Raw genomic sequence first — 16,995 nt, 5'->3', positions numbered from 1 at the left:
TTGGGGAAGCCCTTTGCTTTTTTACATATCTATTAAGTTAAGTTTTATAAGATAAAATACTATTTCTCTAAAATAAATTATGGCTCTATTACTCTAATTTTATCACCAATTTCAAAAGACATGAGATCCTCTCCCACGACCACTTTTCCTTTATACGTCTTATTCGTTCTGATTGCCAAATTTGCTTCCGCATCTGTTAAGCCACCAAGTAATACTATATGTGAATAAACTGCTAGTTTTGGCTTTACCTTATTAAATACTTTTCCAGCTTGTTCAGGTGTGGTATGGATATCAAGGATTTTTTGGATTGCCGGTGTTTCATCTTCTGGCCGAGCTGCAGCCACTTCATGTATTAGTAAATCCGTCCCCTTCGCATGGCGAATGAGGTTTTTATTATATCGAGTATCTCCTGAGATCACAACAGAATGCCCATTATAATTCACTCTATACCCGAAGCTTGGTTTCATCGAACCATGGTCAACCAAGAAAGCAATGACCTGAACACCATTGTTCTCATAAACTACTCCTTGGTCAATATCATGACCAATTGCATCTAGTCCTTTGAGATTCTCGTTCTGCGTCTCTTTTCGTCCTTGAATATCGGCGGCATAAGCTTCTCCCATGTGATCCATCATATCCCTAGTACCTTTAGGACCCCATACCTCAAAAGGCACTTCCCTCTTTCCGGCTGTTGGCAATGATCCTGTCAGCCAAACATCAGGGATTCCATTTGTATGATCAGAATGCAAATGGGTAATAAACAGTTTGTTAATTTTTCCTGGCATGACATTCACTTGACTTAGCCTTAAGGCTGCCCCTCGACCAGCATCAAATAACAATTTTTCTTCTCCAACCTCGACTAATGTGGATGGGCCGAAACGCTCAATGCTTAATAGCGGAGAACCAGTTCCAAGAAGAGTTACCTTAAAATCACTTGTCATCTGCGCTTGTGAAGCTTCTTCCTTTTTGTTTTGTGATTGATCAGCCGCTGAATGTAGTGGTGATAAAAATAAGCCCACACCTAAAAGGAATGATAAAGAGATACTGAGTAAACCGATGATCCTTTTCTTTTTCAACATTTCTTCCCCCAATTCTTATGTATTTATTTTAAGAAAGTTCATGATGTACTTTAGAGTTTCCGCGTTTCATATATAAAACTAGGTTTATTCTATAAATCAATTTTAAAAGAGGAAATTTTCACTGTCAAGATTATATTCTGAATATTTTGACGGTATTTACATTTTGGAAGTTTTATCACAAATAAAAAAAGCCGCAATTGCGGGTTTTAAATAGGGATCTATTTCTTTATCCTTTTCTACTTTTTAATTAGATCTGTTCCATAGGAATTGTCGATTGCACAAAGCCAAAGCCCTTTGTATTTTTCTTAAATACATAGGTTGCTCTTCTATCCATTGAAAACTCCGATTTTTTTGATCGGCATCAAGCAGGGTTTGGGAAATAACTAACGCAGAGTCCCCTGCCTCTAAAATGATCATCTCACCTTGAGTTGGTACTAGGCTGTTATTGAAGTATTTTGATATGGCAATAAATGCTTTTTTGATTTCTTCTTTACCTCGTGCAATCATGCCAGGTTTTACAACCAGAATAGCATCATCCATATAGTATTTTATCGATGTATCAAAATCTCATTTGTTGATTAATTCTTTTATTTCATGTTCCATTCTATTCCCTCCCCAGAGATCGATATTTATATATGTACTGTGCTTACTTATTTATAGCAAGCATGCACTCCTAATATTTTTCTACAAAAAACTAAGTATCTTAGTTGTTGGCTGTCGGCAGGTGCAAAATCATCGCTGTTCTAAAAGAAATCTGCTGATTTATGTAGATAAGTTTTTTATGATGGTGGCAGGAAAAACGAGCCCCTATCCCAAAATATTAGAAAAAGACAAAATGGTGTCTATTGAATAAGTTGAAAGGATGGTCGATGTCCGTGACAAAAGATTACACCCTACAACAACTAGCAGAAGGTTTACCGAAATCCCTACTAAATGCATCTGACAAAGAATTGGAAGGATTTCAACTGATTATTGATGAAACAATTAGATTGAGAGAAGGCCATCGGAATTTACAAAAACTGATTAAAACCTTTGCCACCTCACAAATTCAACGCACATAATCTTGTCATGTAGAAGGTGAATTTCACCTTCTTTTTTATTGGAGTTTTTTGGAGAAGCTTTTCATATTTATACCATCCATTCTGTCCCTAACAAGCTAAATTCCTCTTCCTGATCTTTCTCTACGGTCTGTATTATCGAATATACTAATGCTTCTTATTTTCAATGAGCCCCGTTATTTTGTTACAATCATGGAAGTATTAGGAAGGGGAACACAGTATGTTTAAAATTTTTATCATTGAAGACGACCAGCAGATTGTCCGGTTACTTGAGGAGCATTTACATAAATTTAGCTTTGATACAAAGTCAGTGCAGGATTTTGAAACTGTCCGGAATCAGTTTGAACAATATGCGCCCCACCTCGTCTTGCTGGATGTCAATTTACCGAAATTTGATGGCTATTATTGGTGCCGGCAAATTCGTAGTATCTCAACCTGCCCGATTCTGTTTATCTCGGCACGTGAAGGAAAAATGGACCAGGTAATGGCTCTCGAAAACGGTGCAGATGATTACATAACAAAACCATTTGATTATGATATTGTTCTTGCGAAGATCAATAGCCAGCTTCGCCGCGTCTACGGTTCTTATGCGAACACCCAGTCTGGACGAACGAACACTGTGAAAGGATTAAGCCTTGATGTTGAACGGCTGAGCCTTTCTTTACAAGAAAATACCATTGAACTAAGTCATACTGAGGCAAAAATATTAGATGAGTTGATTAAAAAATCGGAGCGCGTTGTAAGCCGTGATCGCTTGTTAGAAAAAATTTGGGATGACCAGGCCTTTGTGGATGATAATACCCTGAATGTTTACATTACACGGGTAAGGAAAAAATTATCCCAAATAGGAGTGGAGCAGGCACTGCAAACTGTTCGCGGACAGGGCTATCGGCTTGTACCGAACTGGGGTGAAAAGGAATGAAGCTTTTCATCCGTGAGCAGGTTCCTCTTATTTTTATCTATATCGGCCAATTAGTGGTGATTACTGCTATTTACTGGCTTGACGGTTTTCACCATTTAATGATTAGTTTATATGCTGCTTTGCTGAGCGGCTTTCTTTTTGCCGGGTATCTTATATTCCGGTATATAACAAACCGCTCGTTTTATCAACGCCTAGAAAAGCCGCTTGATTCAATGGGGGATTTTAGAAGTGAGAACCGTCATGCACCATTAGAAGAAAGCTTACAGCAGCTTCTTTTAAGCCAATTTCAACATTACCAAAACGAACTATATAACTATAAGCACAAACTGGATGGGCATATCCAGTTTATCAATCAATGGGTGCATCAAATGAAAACTCCATTGTCGGTCATTCATTTAATGATTCAGGATGAGGATGACCCTCGTTTTGATGCGATTGGTGATGAACTTGATCGCTTGAGAAAAGGATTGGATATGGTTCTTTATACAGCAAGGCTTGATACATTTGAACGTGATTTTTTTGTAGAGAAATTAAGTTTAGAAACAGTTGTGCGGTCAGTTGTTTCAAGTCAAAAACGGTTGTTTATTCGAAAGCGGATTTTCCCATCGTATCAATTCGGTGAGGAATATCAAATAGCTTCTGATGAAAAGTGGCTCTCTTTTGTGTTGACACAACTCATTACCAATGCGATTCGCTACACCGTTCATGAAAATCGAAAAATCTACTTCCATAGTTATAGACGCGGAATCAAAACCGTCCTTGAGGTACGAGATGAAGGCGTTGGGATCCCGGAGAGCGACCTCCCAAGGGTGTTTAATCCCTACTTCACTGGAGAAAATGGCCGCAACTTCCAAGAATCTACCGGAATGGGGCTCTATCTCGTCAAGCAAATATGTGAAAAACTCGGCCATTACATCGAAATCGAATCAACTGTCAACAAGGGAACCACCATCCGAATCCTATTTGGATAATAGACTGTCCACCCTACACGTACAAAAAAGACGATTTGTCCACGAACGGTGCCTGTCACTTTGTTCAACTTTGCACAACCTTACAATTTTGTAAGGTAGGTGTAAGTTAATGAAATGGCAGTGGGGACGGGGTTGTCGTTAGAATATGGGTATAAATTGATTAGGGAGTTGAGAGAATGTCGATTTTGGATGTACGGCATTTAGAGAAGATTTATGAAGGGAAAGTTGCGCATAAGGCGTTAACGAATATTAATTTTTCGATTGAGCAAGGTGAATTTGTTGGGATTATGGGACCGTCCGGGAGTGGGAAAACCACCCTCCTCAACTTGATTGCCACGATTGACCGGCCCACTTCCGGGGAGGTTTTGATTAGTGGAAAGAATCCCCATATTCTAAACCGGAAGGATACGGCTCTATTCAGACGCCATGAACTCGGCTTTGTGTTTCAGCACTTTAATTTGCTCGACACACTAACCGTGGAAGAAAATATTGTTCTACCGCTCACCCTTGATGGTGTAAGCGTACGTCAAATGGAGCAAAAGCTTCAAAAGGTAGCAAGGAAGCTTGGGATTGATCAAATTCTGAAGAAACGAACCTATGAAATCTCTGGCGGGCAAATGCAACGGACTGCGATTGCGCGAGCAATCATTCACAGTCCATCTCTCATTTTAGCAGATGAACCAACAGGTAATTTAGATTCTAAAGCTTCTAAGGATGTAATGGAAACATTGACGACGATTAACAAAGAGGATGGCGCAACCGCTTTAATGGTAACGCATGATGCTGTCGCGGCCAGCTATTGCCACCGTGTCATCTTTATTAAGGACGGACAGCTCTATAATGAGATTTACCGTGGCGATAACCGTCAGACTTTTTTCCAAAAGATCATCGATATGCTTGCATTGTTAGGAGGAGACAGTCGTGACCTTTCCACAGTTCGTCTTTAGAAATGTTGTCCGGAATAAACGGACCTACTCCGCCTATTTTTTAAGCAGTGCCCTTTCGGTGTTAATTTTCTTTATTTACGCCCTTTTTATTTTTCATCCGGATATAAAAAAGGGTGTGACCTCAGCGACGGCTGTACAATTAATGTCCTCAGCTGAAGTCATTATGTATGTGTTTTCATTCTTCTTTGTGCTTTATTCTGTTAGTACCTTTTTAAAATCACGGAAACGTGAATTCGGGATCTTGATGATGCACGGAATGACAAGGAGTCAATTAAATCGAATGGTGTTTCTCGAAAACATGCTTATTGGTATTGGTGCGATTGCCGTTGGAATTGCATTAGGGATGGTCACGGGGAAACTGTTTTTAATGATTGGCTCAAAAATGATTGGGATCGCCCCACTTCCATTTTACTTGTCGAAAAGAGCATTGCTTTTAACACTTGTGGCGTTTTTAATCCTATTTTTTAGTATTTCCTTGTTTACCACTATCCTTGTCAGGGTAAATAAATTAATCGATTTATTTCAAGCGGGGGAAAAACCGAAAAAAGAGCCAAAAGCATCAGTTTTCTTATCCCTTCTTTCAGCCATTTTGTTGATTGCAAGTTATTTTTTAGCTGCTACAGCTACGATGCAATCATTACTTTTTAGAATGCTGCCTGTTATCGGCATGACGATTATCGGAACATACTTTTTTTATACACAGCTATCCGTTTTCTTGATGAAACGACTTCAAAAACAACGCTTATTTTTTTGGCGAAAAACCAATTTAATTACGATTTCAAGTTTAGCTTACCGCTTAAAAGATAATGCGCGCATGTTTTTCATGGTCACGATTGTTTCAACCGTCGCCTTTTGTGCAGTCGGTACACTTGCATCGTTTAATGTAATGAATAAGCAAATAAAAGCACAATTTCCCGCTGAAATCAGTTATTTAGCTAAGGACGATCAACCTGTCCATCAGAAACACCTGCAGCAAATCGAAACTGAATTGAAGGCTCGAAATATAAAGTATACAACGAACAAAGTTCCGATAAAATACGTTGCAATATCATCATCAACGGATCGATATTCACCAAAAAAAATTGCTGTTGTATCTTTCACGGATTATATAAAAATAACAAAAGCAGCTGGGTTTGATGCTAACGAAAAGCAGTTGATCGGCAAAGAAATCCTTGAAATGCGAACAGCGATTTTAAGTGAGGCGGAGCCGATCACCTATACGTTGGAACAGAATCATTTGAAACTTCAACATGAAAAAATAACCAAAGTTATCGTCCTTCCTATGCAATTAATTATGTCTCAAGGGATTATTGTTAGTGATGAACTTTTTAAAAAGCTAAGACCTGTAAACACAGAAATATTTACAGGCTATTATACTAAGGATTTGGGAAAAACTGCGGGCATGGGTAAGAACTTAACGAAAAATGGAATGTCGTTTTCTTCAGATAAAAATTCATACTCAATGACCGTAAGTGGAACCATTTATGAAAACCAAATGAATATGTATAAGATGATGTTGTTTGTCGCCTTATTAACAGGTGCCGTATTCTTTATCGCTGCAGGTAGTTTCCTATACTTTAGACTATATGCTGATTTAGATTACGACCGCCGCCAATATTTAACAATCAAGAAAGTAGGATTGACGGATCAAGAATTAAATAAGATTGTCACTCAGCAGCTAGCTTTACTTTTCTTTGTTCCAATTGTGGTAGCTTTTGTACACAGTGCTTTTGCCTTTATGGCGTTACAAAGCTTTTACCAGTTATCCATTGTTACAGAAATTATCATCGTCCTTGCAAGCTTCCTAGTTGCTCAACTTATTTATTTCTTCTTCATCCGATATCGATATTTACAGAATTTGAGGAAAACGTTGATTTAAAAAAATAAACAGCTCTCATGATTGGAGAGCTGTTTTATTTTTTTAGGGATTAAATCAATTGTTTTGTAGATCCGCTTCTTTTATTTTAGATATGCACGCAGTCCCAATCCATGGTGCTCTTTTATCCCATCCACGACGAGTTTTGCAATCTCCTTTGCACCTTTATCCTGAAAATGAGTATTATCCTGTACACCTCTCGGAAAATTAGGGTTTGTTCCTGGGTCTATCCACATAAAAAGTTCTTTAGTTTTTTCTGGCCCTAGCTGTTGAAAAAGCTTCTTACTTTTCGCCGTTAAATCAATAACCGCAACATGCTCCTCGTGTCCAAGCTCTCTCATTGCCGATGGATACCTTCCGTGCGTATTCAAAGCATCGCCTTCTGAGGAAAAACGTCTTCTTTCCATCGGAGTGACAAGCACTGGGATCGCACCATTTTGACGAGCACCTGCAATATATTGCTTTAAATAGCTTTTATATGTAGTAGAAGGTTTCGTATAACGTGTCGGATCCTTGAATTTTTCATCATTGTGGCCGAATTGAATGAAAAGGTAATCCCCCTTATGAATTTGTTTTAAGATTCCTGCCAATCTGCCTTCCATGATAAAACTTTTTGAACTTCTGCCAGGTACCGCACAGTTCTTTATTCGAACCCTATTATTAAAAAATTCCGGTAACACCTGTCCCCAACCGGTCCGCGGTGCCATATTGTCGGGGTAATTGGAAACGGTAGAGTCCCCAGCGAGATACAAAGTAATTCTATCCTGCTGAGATGCATCCTTTGATAATTTCCCGAACACATTGGAGGTGATAAACAAAGTCAAAACACCAGCAACAAACAGCATAGCAACTATGGTAAATTTCTTTTCTCGATAATGTTTCAGCGTTTTTCCCTCCCTTCCCCGCGAAATATGTATTCCTTATTATTATAAGCTTTCCATAACTCATCGAACTATCTGGGAAATTGCCGAACTAAAGTAATATATGCCATTAGTATTATAATTCGAACCTAAGTACTAATACACCTTTTTTCCTAGGTTCTATTTTTCCCTTTTCAGCTTTATGTTTTCATTTAATAAAATTACCACCTTAGATTAGTTTCCAAACATTAGCGTTGGATTGGATTGCAACAAGCAATTTCAACATCCGTTAAATAAAAAAGGTATCTTCCACCATTCGGAGGCTTGATACCTTTTAAAAAACATGTATCCGTCTTCATGACAATTGGCAAAAACAAACTATGATGGAGCTTATCACGTTGAAGGAGAAATTATTTATTAAGCTTTTTGTAATTTTTATGATTCACCACGGTTAACACTGGCTCTCCTGCCTTGGTCTTCATTCCTAGTTCCACAATAACTGAGTTATCGCGAACTTGTATAACTTTTGCCTTTTTCCCTTTGTATTCTCCGGTTTTGATCTCGACCAATTCATCTAACTGTACATTTGCAACACTGGCTTTTTCCTTCCCGTTCTCATTTGTTGATTTTTCTTCTGCCATTTTTTGTACCTCCACTTTGATTTCGTTTTTAGTATTACCAAGATATGGGCACAACATTTAGTCTTTATAAAAAATTACTTTACCTTCAAAATTTCCATTTCAATGACCCGTTTCAAATATTCATATTCTTTTTGCTCGAGGATGTCAATTTCTTTGTTAGTAGCCTTTAGAATTTGATCTCTGCATTTGGCAATTCTTTGAATCATCGGGAAAATGGTTAGACTTGAGAGGTTCACAAAGTCATATAAATCAGCCAAACATACAGGCAATTTGTAGCCTTTATTACTGCTCGCAATTAATAACCCGTGATCACGCAGCTTCGAGACGATGTTGGAGCGAAAATTATGCGGGTTCAACTCGATATTGCGTATAGCATTGAGATTATTTAATATTTCCTGTGTGTAAACATATTCATCTGGATTTTCTTTCAGATTAAAAAGTAAAAACTTTAAAAAATCAATGCGAAGTTTTTCATCCTCATCGTCACTTTTGCGATACTTATCAATGTATTGATAAGCTAAATTGACTGCCTGTTTGATGATTACCTCGTCATTCTTAATGTCAGCAGAATCTACCTTGTAGTCATAGAGAAAATTCCGATAGTCATGGGGCCATAAATTGATTCGGACAATTTGAGATTTGATGATTTTATAAAATGATTGATAATATTTTGAAAGATTTTTCTCATACCCTATTGCCAGTGTTCGTGCAGTATATTCCGCCAATTTGATAAGAATATCTGATTTCGTGTTATTGAATCCGAAGCTTGAATAATTAAAGAGATCAGGTATACATTCTTGTTTTACATAGTTGATAAACGCATTCATAAACTCTTTCGGTTCCTGATCGTCCGATATAATATCAAGCTTTTCATATGTATTTGATAAATCTTCGAGGACCTTGCGTGTTAAATATTTTATAAAAGTATTTTTATAGGTAACGCCACTGTTTTCTCTTATTTTCTGCTTGTCGATTACATATGCATATATTTTAAAAGGTAAATCCTTCATTTCATTCAAAATTTGCAACATACGTTCTGGTTGATCTTTAATATAACTAAAATGTTTTTCTCCATTTTGAATATATTTTTGCCATATCCTTTCAATTTCTCCTTCTAACCCTTCTTTATCGGTATCTTTTACTAGAATAGCCGTAATCATAAAGTGGGTTGAGACGTCACTGTTGTCAAAATCAAAACCATAATCACCATACTCATTGAAAAATGCATATTGGATATCGTTCAACTTCCCCACCTCAATTGTCGATTAATTATTATCTAAATAGTTCGACAAACGGAAAGCAAACCCTCTAAAAGTTATTTATTTCTTGGCTCTGTTAAACCTGGTTGTTGATTTCCGCTCCAGGTACAAGCGGTTCGGGGAGTCTTCGTGCCTTCCGCTCCAATCAACGTTGGTTTAAAATCAACATTGTCCTTTAACAGAGCCTTTTCCTTAAACAAATAAAGAAAATTCGGGTGGTGCCAGACACCACCCGAATTTTCTTGTTTCACATAATGTTCCACGGGATTATAATTTTTTAACCATGTTATACCACGTAACTCCGGCATGCTGGGAGTCCGAGATTCCTAGGTTTCGGTATCCATGATTTTGATAGAAGCCGATTAGTTCTTCTTTACAGGTAAGGGTAATGGTTTCGCGATTTTTTTCCTTTGCGGCTTTTTCAATATGAGAAAGGAGTGACGCTGCCACACCACGTGTTTGAAAATGTGGGGTTACCGCTATCCCAAGGATACTTTGATGTCCCCCCGTTTCTGGGTTTTCCTTTAGATCCTTAAATAAGTCATCCGTAATGAAGGGAGTTTTAATAACCGGTCCATTTACAAAACCGATGATTACCCCATTTTCTTCCGCAACAAAAAAACTATCAGGGATAACTTCAATCCTCATTTCAAATGCTTCCTTTGTCGCCGCCTCTTCTTGAGGAAAACAAAGCTGTTCAATGATTACAATATCTGATAAGTCCTGCTCTTTTACGTTTCGAATATTCAACATGCCTAATCTTCCCTCCATCATCAATCTATTTAAGTTTAACACATGGAAGATAATATTTTCTTAAGAATGTCGAAAAATTGAAAAGTATTTATACAAAATTAGGACATTAGAAATGATAAATATTAAAATCTAGTAAAAGAAAACATTTTTAAAAGTTGACAAAATGATTTGACATATCCGACCAGCGTGTTAATATAATAACTGCAGGAAAACATTACAAATGAATAATTAAAGCTATTCCGCTAGAGGTGCCTTTTTAAAGGGCTGAGATTGAAGTGCTACTTCGGGACTCTATGAACCTGATCTGGTTAATACCAGCGTAGGGAAGTGGAAAATAGGATATTTGAGTAACCAAAAGATTGTTTATTTCAAATTTTCAAAAACCACTTCCTTACAAATTGGAAGTGGTTTTTTTCATTTTAACGGAATCTTCTAAAGGGGTGACTAATATTTCAAAGGAATTCCATCTTATTTCAAATGGTCAAATGCCAATTGAGCAATTTGCTGAAATTGCCACAGATATCCATCCATACATAACAGCGATTCACCTGCGAGAAAAAATAAAAACAGCCAGAGAACTTTTTGATGCTGTGGAATTTTTAACAAAGAAAAACATCCCTTTAACAAAAATTATTCTTAATGATCGTGTCGATGTTGCCATTGTTACAAATGCCTCAGGCGTTCAATTAGCTTATCACAGTTTAGAGGCAGACATTGTTAAAAAAAATTTCCCACGACTTCGGGTAGGAAGCTCCATCCACTCTTATGAGGATGGACTAAAGGCGATAGATCGTGCTGATTACGTGTTGTTCGGCCACGTCTTCCCTTCTCATTCAAAACCTGGAAGATGCCCTAAAGGTCTTGAGGAATTAAAAAAGGTATCTCAATTAAACATCTCGGTTATTGCAATTGGCGGGATCACACCTGAAAATACTTATCAAGTTCTTCAGGCAGGTGCAACCGGTATTGCGGTTATATCGGGAGTGTTAGATGCAAAGGATCCAGTAGCAGCGGTAAAGTCTTACGCAAATGAACTAAAAAATGGAGATGAATCAATTGTGTCATTCATATGATGTTGCCATTATCGGCGGCGGAATTAACGGTGCTTCCATCGCCTATCAGCTTTCCAAGTTGGGTAAAAAAGTCATTATTTTAGAAAAAGAAGGATTGGCTTGCCAGGCTTCGAGTGCCGCCGCGGGAATGCTCGCAGCCCAAGCGGAAATCGAACAAGAAGGTCCCCTCTTCCAGCTGGCAATAAAAAGTCAGTCCATGTTTCCTGAGCTTTCAAACGAGTTATTCGATCTTACAGGGGTCGATATTGAGTTCGTCCAAAAAGGAATGTTAAAAGTCGCCGAAACAGATGAAATTGCAACCGAGTTGAAAAAACAGGTTATTTTCCAACAAAATTGGGATTCCAAAATCCAATGGCTCGACTCATGGGAAATAAGCGAAATGGAACCAGCTATTTCACCGAGTGTTGCCGGTGGGATGTATCTCCCAAATGACGGACATGTACAGCCGGAAAAATTAACTCAGGGCTTTGCAAAAGCCGCCATCCACTATGGAGCAGAAATTCATGAAAATACGGAGGTCCTCTCTTTTCTTTTTGAAAACGGGCAGGTCAAAGGGGTTAAAACTTCAAATGGCCTCGTCCATAGTGAACAAGTGATCGTGGCAACCGGTGCCTGGGCTGGCAGATTCATGCAGGAATCCGGCTTGGACCTTCCTGTGTTCCCTGTTAAAGGTGAATGTTTTTCTATCAAAACGGATGTACCATTCATTAATCGGACGATTTTTTCCGATAAACGCTGTTATCTCGTCCCAAAACGAAATGGGGAGATTTATATTGGCGCAACAATGATAGAAGATACTTTTGATGACAAGGTCACTCCACAAGGAATTGCAACATTAATTGAAAGAGCAACCCATCTTATTCCTAAAATTAAGGATGCAGCATGGGAGCGGGTTTGGTGTGGAATCCGGCCACAAACAGGTGATGGACTTCCTTATATAGGCGAGCATCCGGAATGGAAGGGTTTATTTGTCGCGACCGGGCATTTTCGGAATGGAATCCTGTTAAGTCCGATTACAGGAAAACTTGTCGCTGACTTATTAGTTGGTAATCAGGATTCTCTTCTTTCCGCGTTTCAGTTGGAGAGGCACACCGAAACGGTAATTTGAGGTCGGAACGGAATATTGCGTTCCGACCTCATAGATACATTACCCTTTTAAAATTTCTAGCAATCTTTCACGAAAATTGCCAGCAAATAATCCGCCATGATAACAAATGACTTTTTCAATGTCATAGCTTAAAAGATTATCAAGTGATTTTATTGCCATTTCATTATCTAAGGCGTATTTCGGATCAGCCGGATATAATTGTCCTTCTTGAACAATTAATGCATCCCCGGCAATTAAGGTTTTGCTTGCTTGATGGTAAAAACTCAAATGACCCGGAGTATGTCCAGCCGTGTCGATCGCAATCACTCCACCACAGTAAGGTAATTCCTGACCACCTTCAATTACATGGTCTACTTTTGCCTTTGGTGGATTTTCTAATCGAGATTTAAAAGCGCGGCGAAAGTCTTCTGGAACTTCAGGCGGAAGCGATTCCAAGGCTTTCGTAATGGATTCAGGGGTAATCCTTAGAATCATTTTTTCACCTTGAATAAACGGCTTTTCTAACTCACTCGCATAAACATCTATTTTTTCCGGGGATTCTTCCAGGATGTTTGGTAAACTGCCGATATGGTCGATATCTTGATGAGTGATGAGGATTTTCGTCAGTCGTTCAAATAAAACGCCTGCTTTTTCAATCCCAACACGCAAATCATTCAAGTTGCCGGGATAACCTGTGTCAATCAAGATTAGGTCATCTTCATCCCAAATGATGGCCGGGTGGATGACATTTACCTCACCAGTAGAATTGATAGAGATTTCTAACATGTGAATACCATTTTTCTTAAACATTGGATCCCTCCAGAGAAAATTAATCATCACTGCGAATCCAATATTACATCTTTAAAAAAGTTTTATCAATACGCAAACATTTAATCATACCATATAAAAATTTTTCCGTCAAGGTATTTATCAAAACAAAGGAGGCTTTACATGAAGCTTTTGTTAAATGGCGAAAGAGTTATACTCCCCGATGATATTGTGTTTGTTTCGGATGTTCTTAATCACTTTGAGGTTCACAATAAAGTGGTGGTCGTGGAACTCAATGGCAAGATTTTAACCAAAACGGAACACCAGAGTACTAGAATATCAGATAAAGATAAAATCGAAATTGTTCATTTTGTAGGAGGCGGTTGATATGTTAAAAATTGGTCCATTATCTTTTCAATCTCGTTTATTACTTGGAACGGGAAAATATCCAAGCTTTGAAATCCAGAAGGAAGCAGTTGAAGTTTCTAAAGCAGAAATTCTTACCTTTGCTGTGAGAAGAATGAATATATTTGAAGCTGGCCAGCCGAATTTTTTAGAACAGCTTGATCCTTCTAAATTTACACTCCTCCCCAATACAGCGGGGGCAAAAACGGCCGAAGAGGCGGTCCGCATTGCGAAACTAGCGAAAGCATCCGGCTTGTGCGACATGATTAAAGTCGAGGTGATTGGCTGCGATCAAACCTTGCTTCCTGACCCTGTTGAAACATTACGGGCGACCGAGGAATTGGTGAAGGAAGGATTTATCGTTCTCCCTTATACTTCCGATGATGTTGTGTTAGCAAGAAAACTGCAAGAGCTAGGATGCCATGCCATCATGCCAGGAGCATCACCCATCGGTTCCGGCCAAGGAATCATCAACCCGGTTAACCTTAGCTTTATTATCGAACAGGCAGTGGTTCCGGTCATTGTCGATGCCGGAATTGGCTCTCCTGCTGATGCGGCTTTGGCAATGGAACTTGGGGCGGATGGTGTGTTATTAAATACCGCTGTATCTGCAGCAAAGGATCCTGTGAAAATGGCAAAAGCTATGAATCTAGCGATTGAAGCTGGGCGCTTAGGCTATGAAGCCGGACGCATTGAGAAAAAGCGATATGCGACGGCCAGCAGTCCTAAGGAAGGAATGAGTATTGGGTGAACGATCGGTACTCACGCCAGGAGCTTTTTGCACCAATTGGAAAAAATGGGCAGCAACGGATTGCAGATAAACAAGTGCTGATTATTGGCGCCGGAGCGCTAGGTTCAGGGAGCGCCGAGGCTCTTGTTCGTGCTGGAATCGGGAAATTAACGATTGTTGACCGCGATTACGTCGAGTGGTCGAATTTGCAGCGGCAGCAGTTATATACGGAAGAAGATGCGAAGAACCGAACGCCAAAAGCGATTGCGGCTAAAAACCGCTTAATTGCGATAAATTCATCCGTTACAATCGAGGCGATTATTGCCGATGCCTCTGTTTCCGAGCTGGAAGACTGGGGTTCTAAGGTAGATCTGATCATCGATGCCACCGATAATTTTGAAACACGAATGATTTTGAATGACGTCTCGCAGAAGTATGGGGTTCCTTGGATTTATGGTGCCTGCGTGGGAAGTTACGGCATTTCTTATGCGATTGTTCCGGAACGGACACCTTGCCTTTCTTGTTTACTAGAAACGGTTCCTTTAGGAGGAATGACCTGTGATACAGCTGGCATTATTAGTCCAGCTGTGAACATGGTGGTTTCTTATCAAATCAGTGAAGCTTTAAAAATATTGGTCGGTGATCTGGATTCATTGCGCAATAAACTCGTTTCGTTTGATGTTTGGAAAAACCAATATAGTGCTATTTCTGTAGATCCATTGAAGAACGCTGATTGTCCTTCCTGCGGTGTTGGGCGCTCTTACCCGTTTTTGTCATTTGAAAATCAAACGAAGACAGCGGTACTTTGTGGAAGGGATTCGGTACAGATTCGCCCTTCCTCTCCTGTTGTGCGTGATTTGGAGGCTTTGGAGAAGGTATTGGTGAACCAAGGAGGCATGGTGCAGCGGAATCCTTATCTATTGTCTTATAGCGTAGATTCTTTTAGAATGGTTATATTTAAAGATGGTAGAGTGATTGTGCACGGAACGAAGGATCTTATGGAAGCAAAAGTGCTTTATCATCGGTACTTGGGGTAATTAGGACTTCGTGTGGGACAGTTTACATGTTTTTATTTGAATTACGTTTCTTCGGCGGCTTTTGAAAAACAGTTTCCTCTTTTGGTAATGGATTTTTTTCCTCCAGGAGGTCCGATAAGACATTTTCATGATTTTTCATGGCTTTGTCCTACCGGCAACACTGGAGAGGCATTATTTTACTTTTCGCTTTGAATTTTGTCCCTCCACGGCTGGAGGGACATTTTTCATTTATTTTTTTTAGATTTTATCCTTGCACTGGCGTTGGAAAGATGTTTTCTATCAATTTACGTAGATTATGACCTTCTGCTGCCATCAACTTAATCGAATGTAATATTCAGTTCCTTTAACGATCGAAACCCAATCAGTTTTCTCCATTGCACTTCAGGATCAGATAATTGAAGGTTATCCTTCCAAGCTGAGAGCGATTGAAGTGCAATTTGTGCCTCTAACCGTGCCAAAGGAGCACCTAAACAAAAATGTGAACCATACCCAAAGGCAAGATGCTGATTCGGCTCCCTTTTGATATCCAGTAAATATGGTTCATGGAATTGCTTTGGATCTCGATTGGCAGCACCCAAAAGAATATAAACCTGGTCGCCTTTATTAATCTTTTTCTTCTTGATCTCGATATCCTCTGACGCAACCCGAGCGGTCATCTGTGTTGGACTTTCATAGCGCAAAAATTCCTCAACCGCCCTTTCCATTAGCAAGGGGTTTTCCTTTAACTCCATCATTTGTTGGGGATGTTTCAATAAAACGAGCATGGAATTGCTGATCAAATTAACGGTAGTCTCATGACCGGCAATCACAAGTAAAATGCAGGCTGCCAATAATTCATCGTCCGTTAGCCTGTCACCTTGCTGCTCCTCTTTTATTAACAAGCTGATTAGGTCCTGTTCAGGTCTTACTTTCCGTTTCATAATCAGCTCTTTAAAATAATTCCTAATGATTAACATCTCTGCATTCCCATTGTCTAACACCTTTCTCGATCGTGTAAAATCGATGGTTTGAATTGAGCTTGATGCCCATTCCCTAAATCGATATCGATCTTCTCGCGGTACTCCCAAAATTTTCGCGATAATCTGACTTGCTAATGGAAACGCAAAATCGGATACAATATCCATGGTTTTTTTATTTTGAAACGACACTAGTAATTCGTTGACCGTTTGTTTGATATAAGGACGAAGTTGATCAACCGTTTTTGGTGTGAATACATTACTTACCAGGAAACGTAACCGTTTATGATCTGGTTGATTTTTAAATAGCATCATATCGTTTTGGATATTTTTTAATTCGTCATATTTTTTTGATGCCAAGGGCAGCGGGATGCGATTTATAAAGCGGGTATCTTTCAGAATCATTTTTGCTTCTTCATATCCTGTTACATACCATCCCGGCTGCTTCAATAGATTTCCCCAATGGATTGGATGAATAGATCGAAACCTATCATAAAGTGGATACGGATTATGAAAAAAATCAAGTGGGCTAGCTGGTATCGTTTGTTTAAGAATCGTTTTCATTTCGGTCCC

At 39.1% G+C, this 16,995-nt stretch carries 18 protein-coding genes, 1 pseudogene and 1 riboswitch; of the genes and pseudogenes, 10 read left to right on the top strand and 9 right to left on the bottom strand.

What is annotated here, in order from left to right; all coding sequences use genetic code 11:
* Positions 1-77: 77 nt before the first annotated feature.
* Together RCG21_RS14650 and RCG21_RS14645 are read right to left on the bottom strand one after the other, a co-directional pair.
* Complete coding sequence (locus RCG21_RS14650; RefSeq protein WP_133333349.1) at positions 78-1,079, bottom strand: MBL fold metallo-hydrolase; 1,002 nt, start codon at positions 1,077-1,079, stop codon at positions 78-80.
* Positions 1,080-1,315: 236 nt separating this feature from the next.
* Positions 1,316-1,646 (bottom strand): annotated as a pseudogene (locus RCG21_RS14645) (YybH family protein); the annotation flags it as partial.
* Positions 1,647-1,948: 302 nt separating this feature from the next.
* Between RCG21_RS14645 and RCG21_RS14640 the strand changes: the two are divergent.
* The 5 genes from RCG21_RS14640 to RCG21_RS14620 all read left to right on the top strand — a co-directional run bounded on the left by RCG21_RS14640 (position 1,949) and on the right by RCG21_RS14620 (position 6,856).
* Positions 1,949-2,140: a hypothetical protein gene (locus RCG21_RS14640; RefSeq protein WP_026575434.1), complete on the top strand. Its 192-nt coding sequence runs from the start codon at positions 1,949-1,951 to the stop codon at positions 2,138-2,140.
* 217 nt (positions 2,141-2,357) lie between these two features.
* Positions 2,358-3,059, top strand: coding sequence for a response regulator transcription factor (locus tag RCG21_RS14635; RefSeq protein ID WP_133333350.1), 702 nt, complete (start codon positions 2,358-2,360; stop codon positions 3,057-3,059).
* The gene (locus RCG21_RS14630; protein WP_308913321.1) at positions 3,056-4,030 is read left to right on the top strand and encodes a sensor histidine kinase; all 975 of its coding nucleotides are present in this window, start codon (positions 3,056-3,058) and stop codon (positions 4,028-4,030) included. The genes RCG21_RS14635 and RCG21_RS14630 overlap by 4 nt, the downstream gene beginning before the upstream one ends.
* A 176-nt stretch (positions 4,031-4,206) precedes the next feature.
* Entirely contained in the window at positions 4,207-4,977 is a 771-nt protein-coding gene (locus tag RCG21_RS14625) for an ABC transporter ATP-binding protein (RefSeq protein WP_308913320.1), read from the top strand.
* A complete protein-coding gene (locus RCG21_RS14620; protein WP_133333353.1) occupies positions 4,952-6,856 on the top strand; it encodes an FtsX-like permease family protein in 1,905 nt (634 codons plus the stop codon). The genes RCG21_RS14625 and RCG21_RS14620 overlap by 26 nt, the downstream gene beginning before the upstream one ends.
* An 80-nt stretch (positions 6,857-6,936) precedes the next feature.
* On the opposite strand, the gene RCG21_RS14615 is transcribed toward RCG21_RS14620, so the two are convergent.
* From RCG21_RS14615 to RCG21_RS14595, 5 genes are all read right to left on the bottom strand, one after another.
* Complete coding sequence (locus tag RCG21_RS14615; RefSeq protein WP_268884023.1) at positions 6,937-7,671, bottom strand: rhamnogalacturonan acetylesterase; 735 nt, start codon at positions 7,669-7,671, stop codon at positions 6,937-6,939.
* A 452-nt stretch (positions 7,672-8,123) separates the two neighbouring features.
* Entirely contained in the window at positions 8,124-8,354 is a 231-nt protein-coding gene (locus RCG21_RS14610) for a DUF2187 family protein (RefSeq protein ID WP_133333355.1), read from the bottom strand.
* Between the two features lie 74 nt (positions 8,355-8,428).
* Entirely contained in the window at positions 8,429-9,598 is a 1,170-nt protein-coding gene (locus tag RCG21_RS14605) for a hypothetical protein (protein WP_133333356.1), read from the bottom strand.
* Positions 9,599-9,669: 71 nt separating this feature from the next.
* Entirely contained in the window at positions 9,670-9,864 is a 195-nt protein-coding gene (locus RCG21_RS14600) for a hypothetical protein (RefSeq protein WP_308913319.1), read from the bottom strand.
* Positions 9,865-9,880: 16 nt separating this feature from the next.
* Positions 9,881-10,366, bottom strand: a complete 486-nt coding sequence (locus RCG21_RS14595) for a GNAT family N-acetyltransferase (protein WP_133333357.1) — start codon at positions 10,364-10,366, stop codon at positions 9,881-9,883.
* Between the two features lie 234 nt (positions 10,367-10,600).
* Positions 10,601-10,709, top strand: a riboswitch (TPP riboswitch).
* A 16-nt stretch (positions 10,710-10,725) separates the two neighbouring features.
* Here RCG21_RS14595 and RCG21_RS14590 point away from each other — a divergent pair.
* Positions 10,726-11,439 carry a thiamine phosphate synthase gene (locus RCG21_RS14590; RefSeq protein ID WP_308913318.1) on the top strand — a complete coding sequence of 238 codons (714 nt, stop codon included), beginning with the start codon at positions 10,726-10,728 and terminating at the stop codon, positions 11,437-11,439.
* The gene (thiO, locus tag RCG21_RS14585; protein ID WP_372512669.1) at positions 11,423-12,547 is read left to right on the top strand and encodes a glycine oxidase ThiO; all 1,125 of its coding nucleotides are present in this window, start codon (positions 11,423-11,425) and stop codon (positions 12,545-12,547) included. The genes RCG21_RS14590 and thiO overlap by 17 nt, the downstream gene beginning before the upstream one ends.
* A gap of 39 nt (positions 12,548-12,586) precedes the next feature.
* Here thiO and RCG21_RS14580 read toward each other — a convergent pair whose 3' ends face one another.
* Positions 12,587-13,336 carry an MBL fold metallo-hydrolase gene (locus RCG21_RS14580; RefSeq protein ID WP_133333358.1) on the bottom strand — a complete coding sequence of 250 codons (750 nt, stop codon included), beginning with the start codon at positions 13,334-13,336 and terminating at the stop codon, positions 12,587-12,589.
* Positions 13,337-13,477: 141 nt separating this feature from the next.
* Between RCG21_RS14580 and thiS the strand changes: the two genes are divergently transcribed.
* Genes thiS through RCG21_RS14565 form a run of 3 tightly spaced genes read left to right on the top strand, consistent with a single transcriptional unit; the run spans position 13,478 to position 15,466 of the window.
* Positions 13,478-13,681: a sulfur carrier protein ThiS gene (thiS, locus tag RCG21_RS14575; RefSeq protein ID WP_133333359.1), complete on the top strand. Its 204-nt coding sequence runs from the start codon at positions 13,478-13,480 to the stop codon at positions 13,679-13,681.
* Between the two features lies 1 nt (position 13,682).
* A complete protein-coding gene (locus RCG21_RS14570) occupies positions 13,683-14,450 on the top strand; it encodes a thiazole synthase (RefSeq protein WP_133333360.1) in 768 nt (255 codons plus the stop codon).
* Positions 14,447-15,466, top strand: coding sequence for a thiazole biosynthesis adenylyltransferase ThiF (locus RCG21_RS14565; protein ID WP_308913317.1), 1,020 nt, complete (start codon positions 14,447-14,449; stop codon positions 15,464-15,466). The genes RCG21_RS14570 and RCG21_RS14565 overlap by 4 nt, the downstream gene beginning before the upstream one ends.
* A 317-nt stretch (positions 15,467-15,783) precedes the next feature.
* On the opposite strand, the gene RCG21_RS14560 is transcribed toward RCG21_RS14565, so the two are convergent.
* Positions 15,784-16,986, bottom strand: coding sequence for a cytochrome P450 (locus tag RCG21_RS14560; RefSeq protein WP_308913316.1), 1,203 nt, complete (start codon positions 16,984-16,986; stop codon positions 15,784-15,786).
* Positions 16,987-16,995 lie beyond the last annotated feature (9 nt).

Source organism: Bacillus salipaludis, assembly GCF_030938565.1.
In the GTDB taxonomy this organism is placed as follows: domain Bacteria; phylum Bacillota; class Bacilli; order Bacillales; family Cytobacillaceae; genus Neobacillus; species Neobacillus salipaludis_A.
Note: the sequence above shows the minus strand (reverse complement) of the source record. Positions and strands in the feature narration are given on the sequence as shown.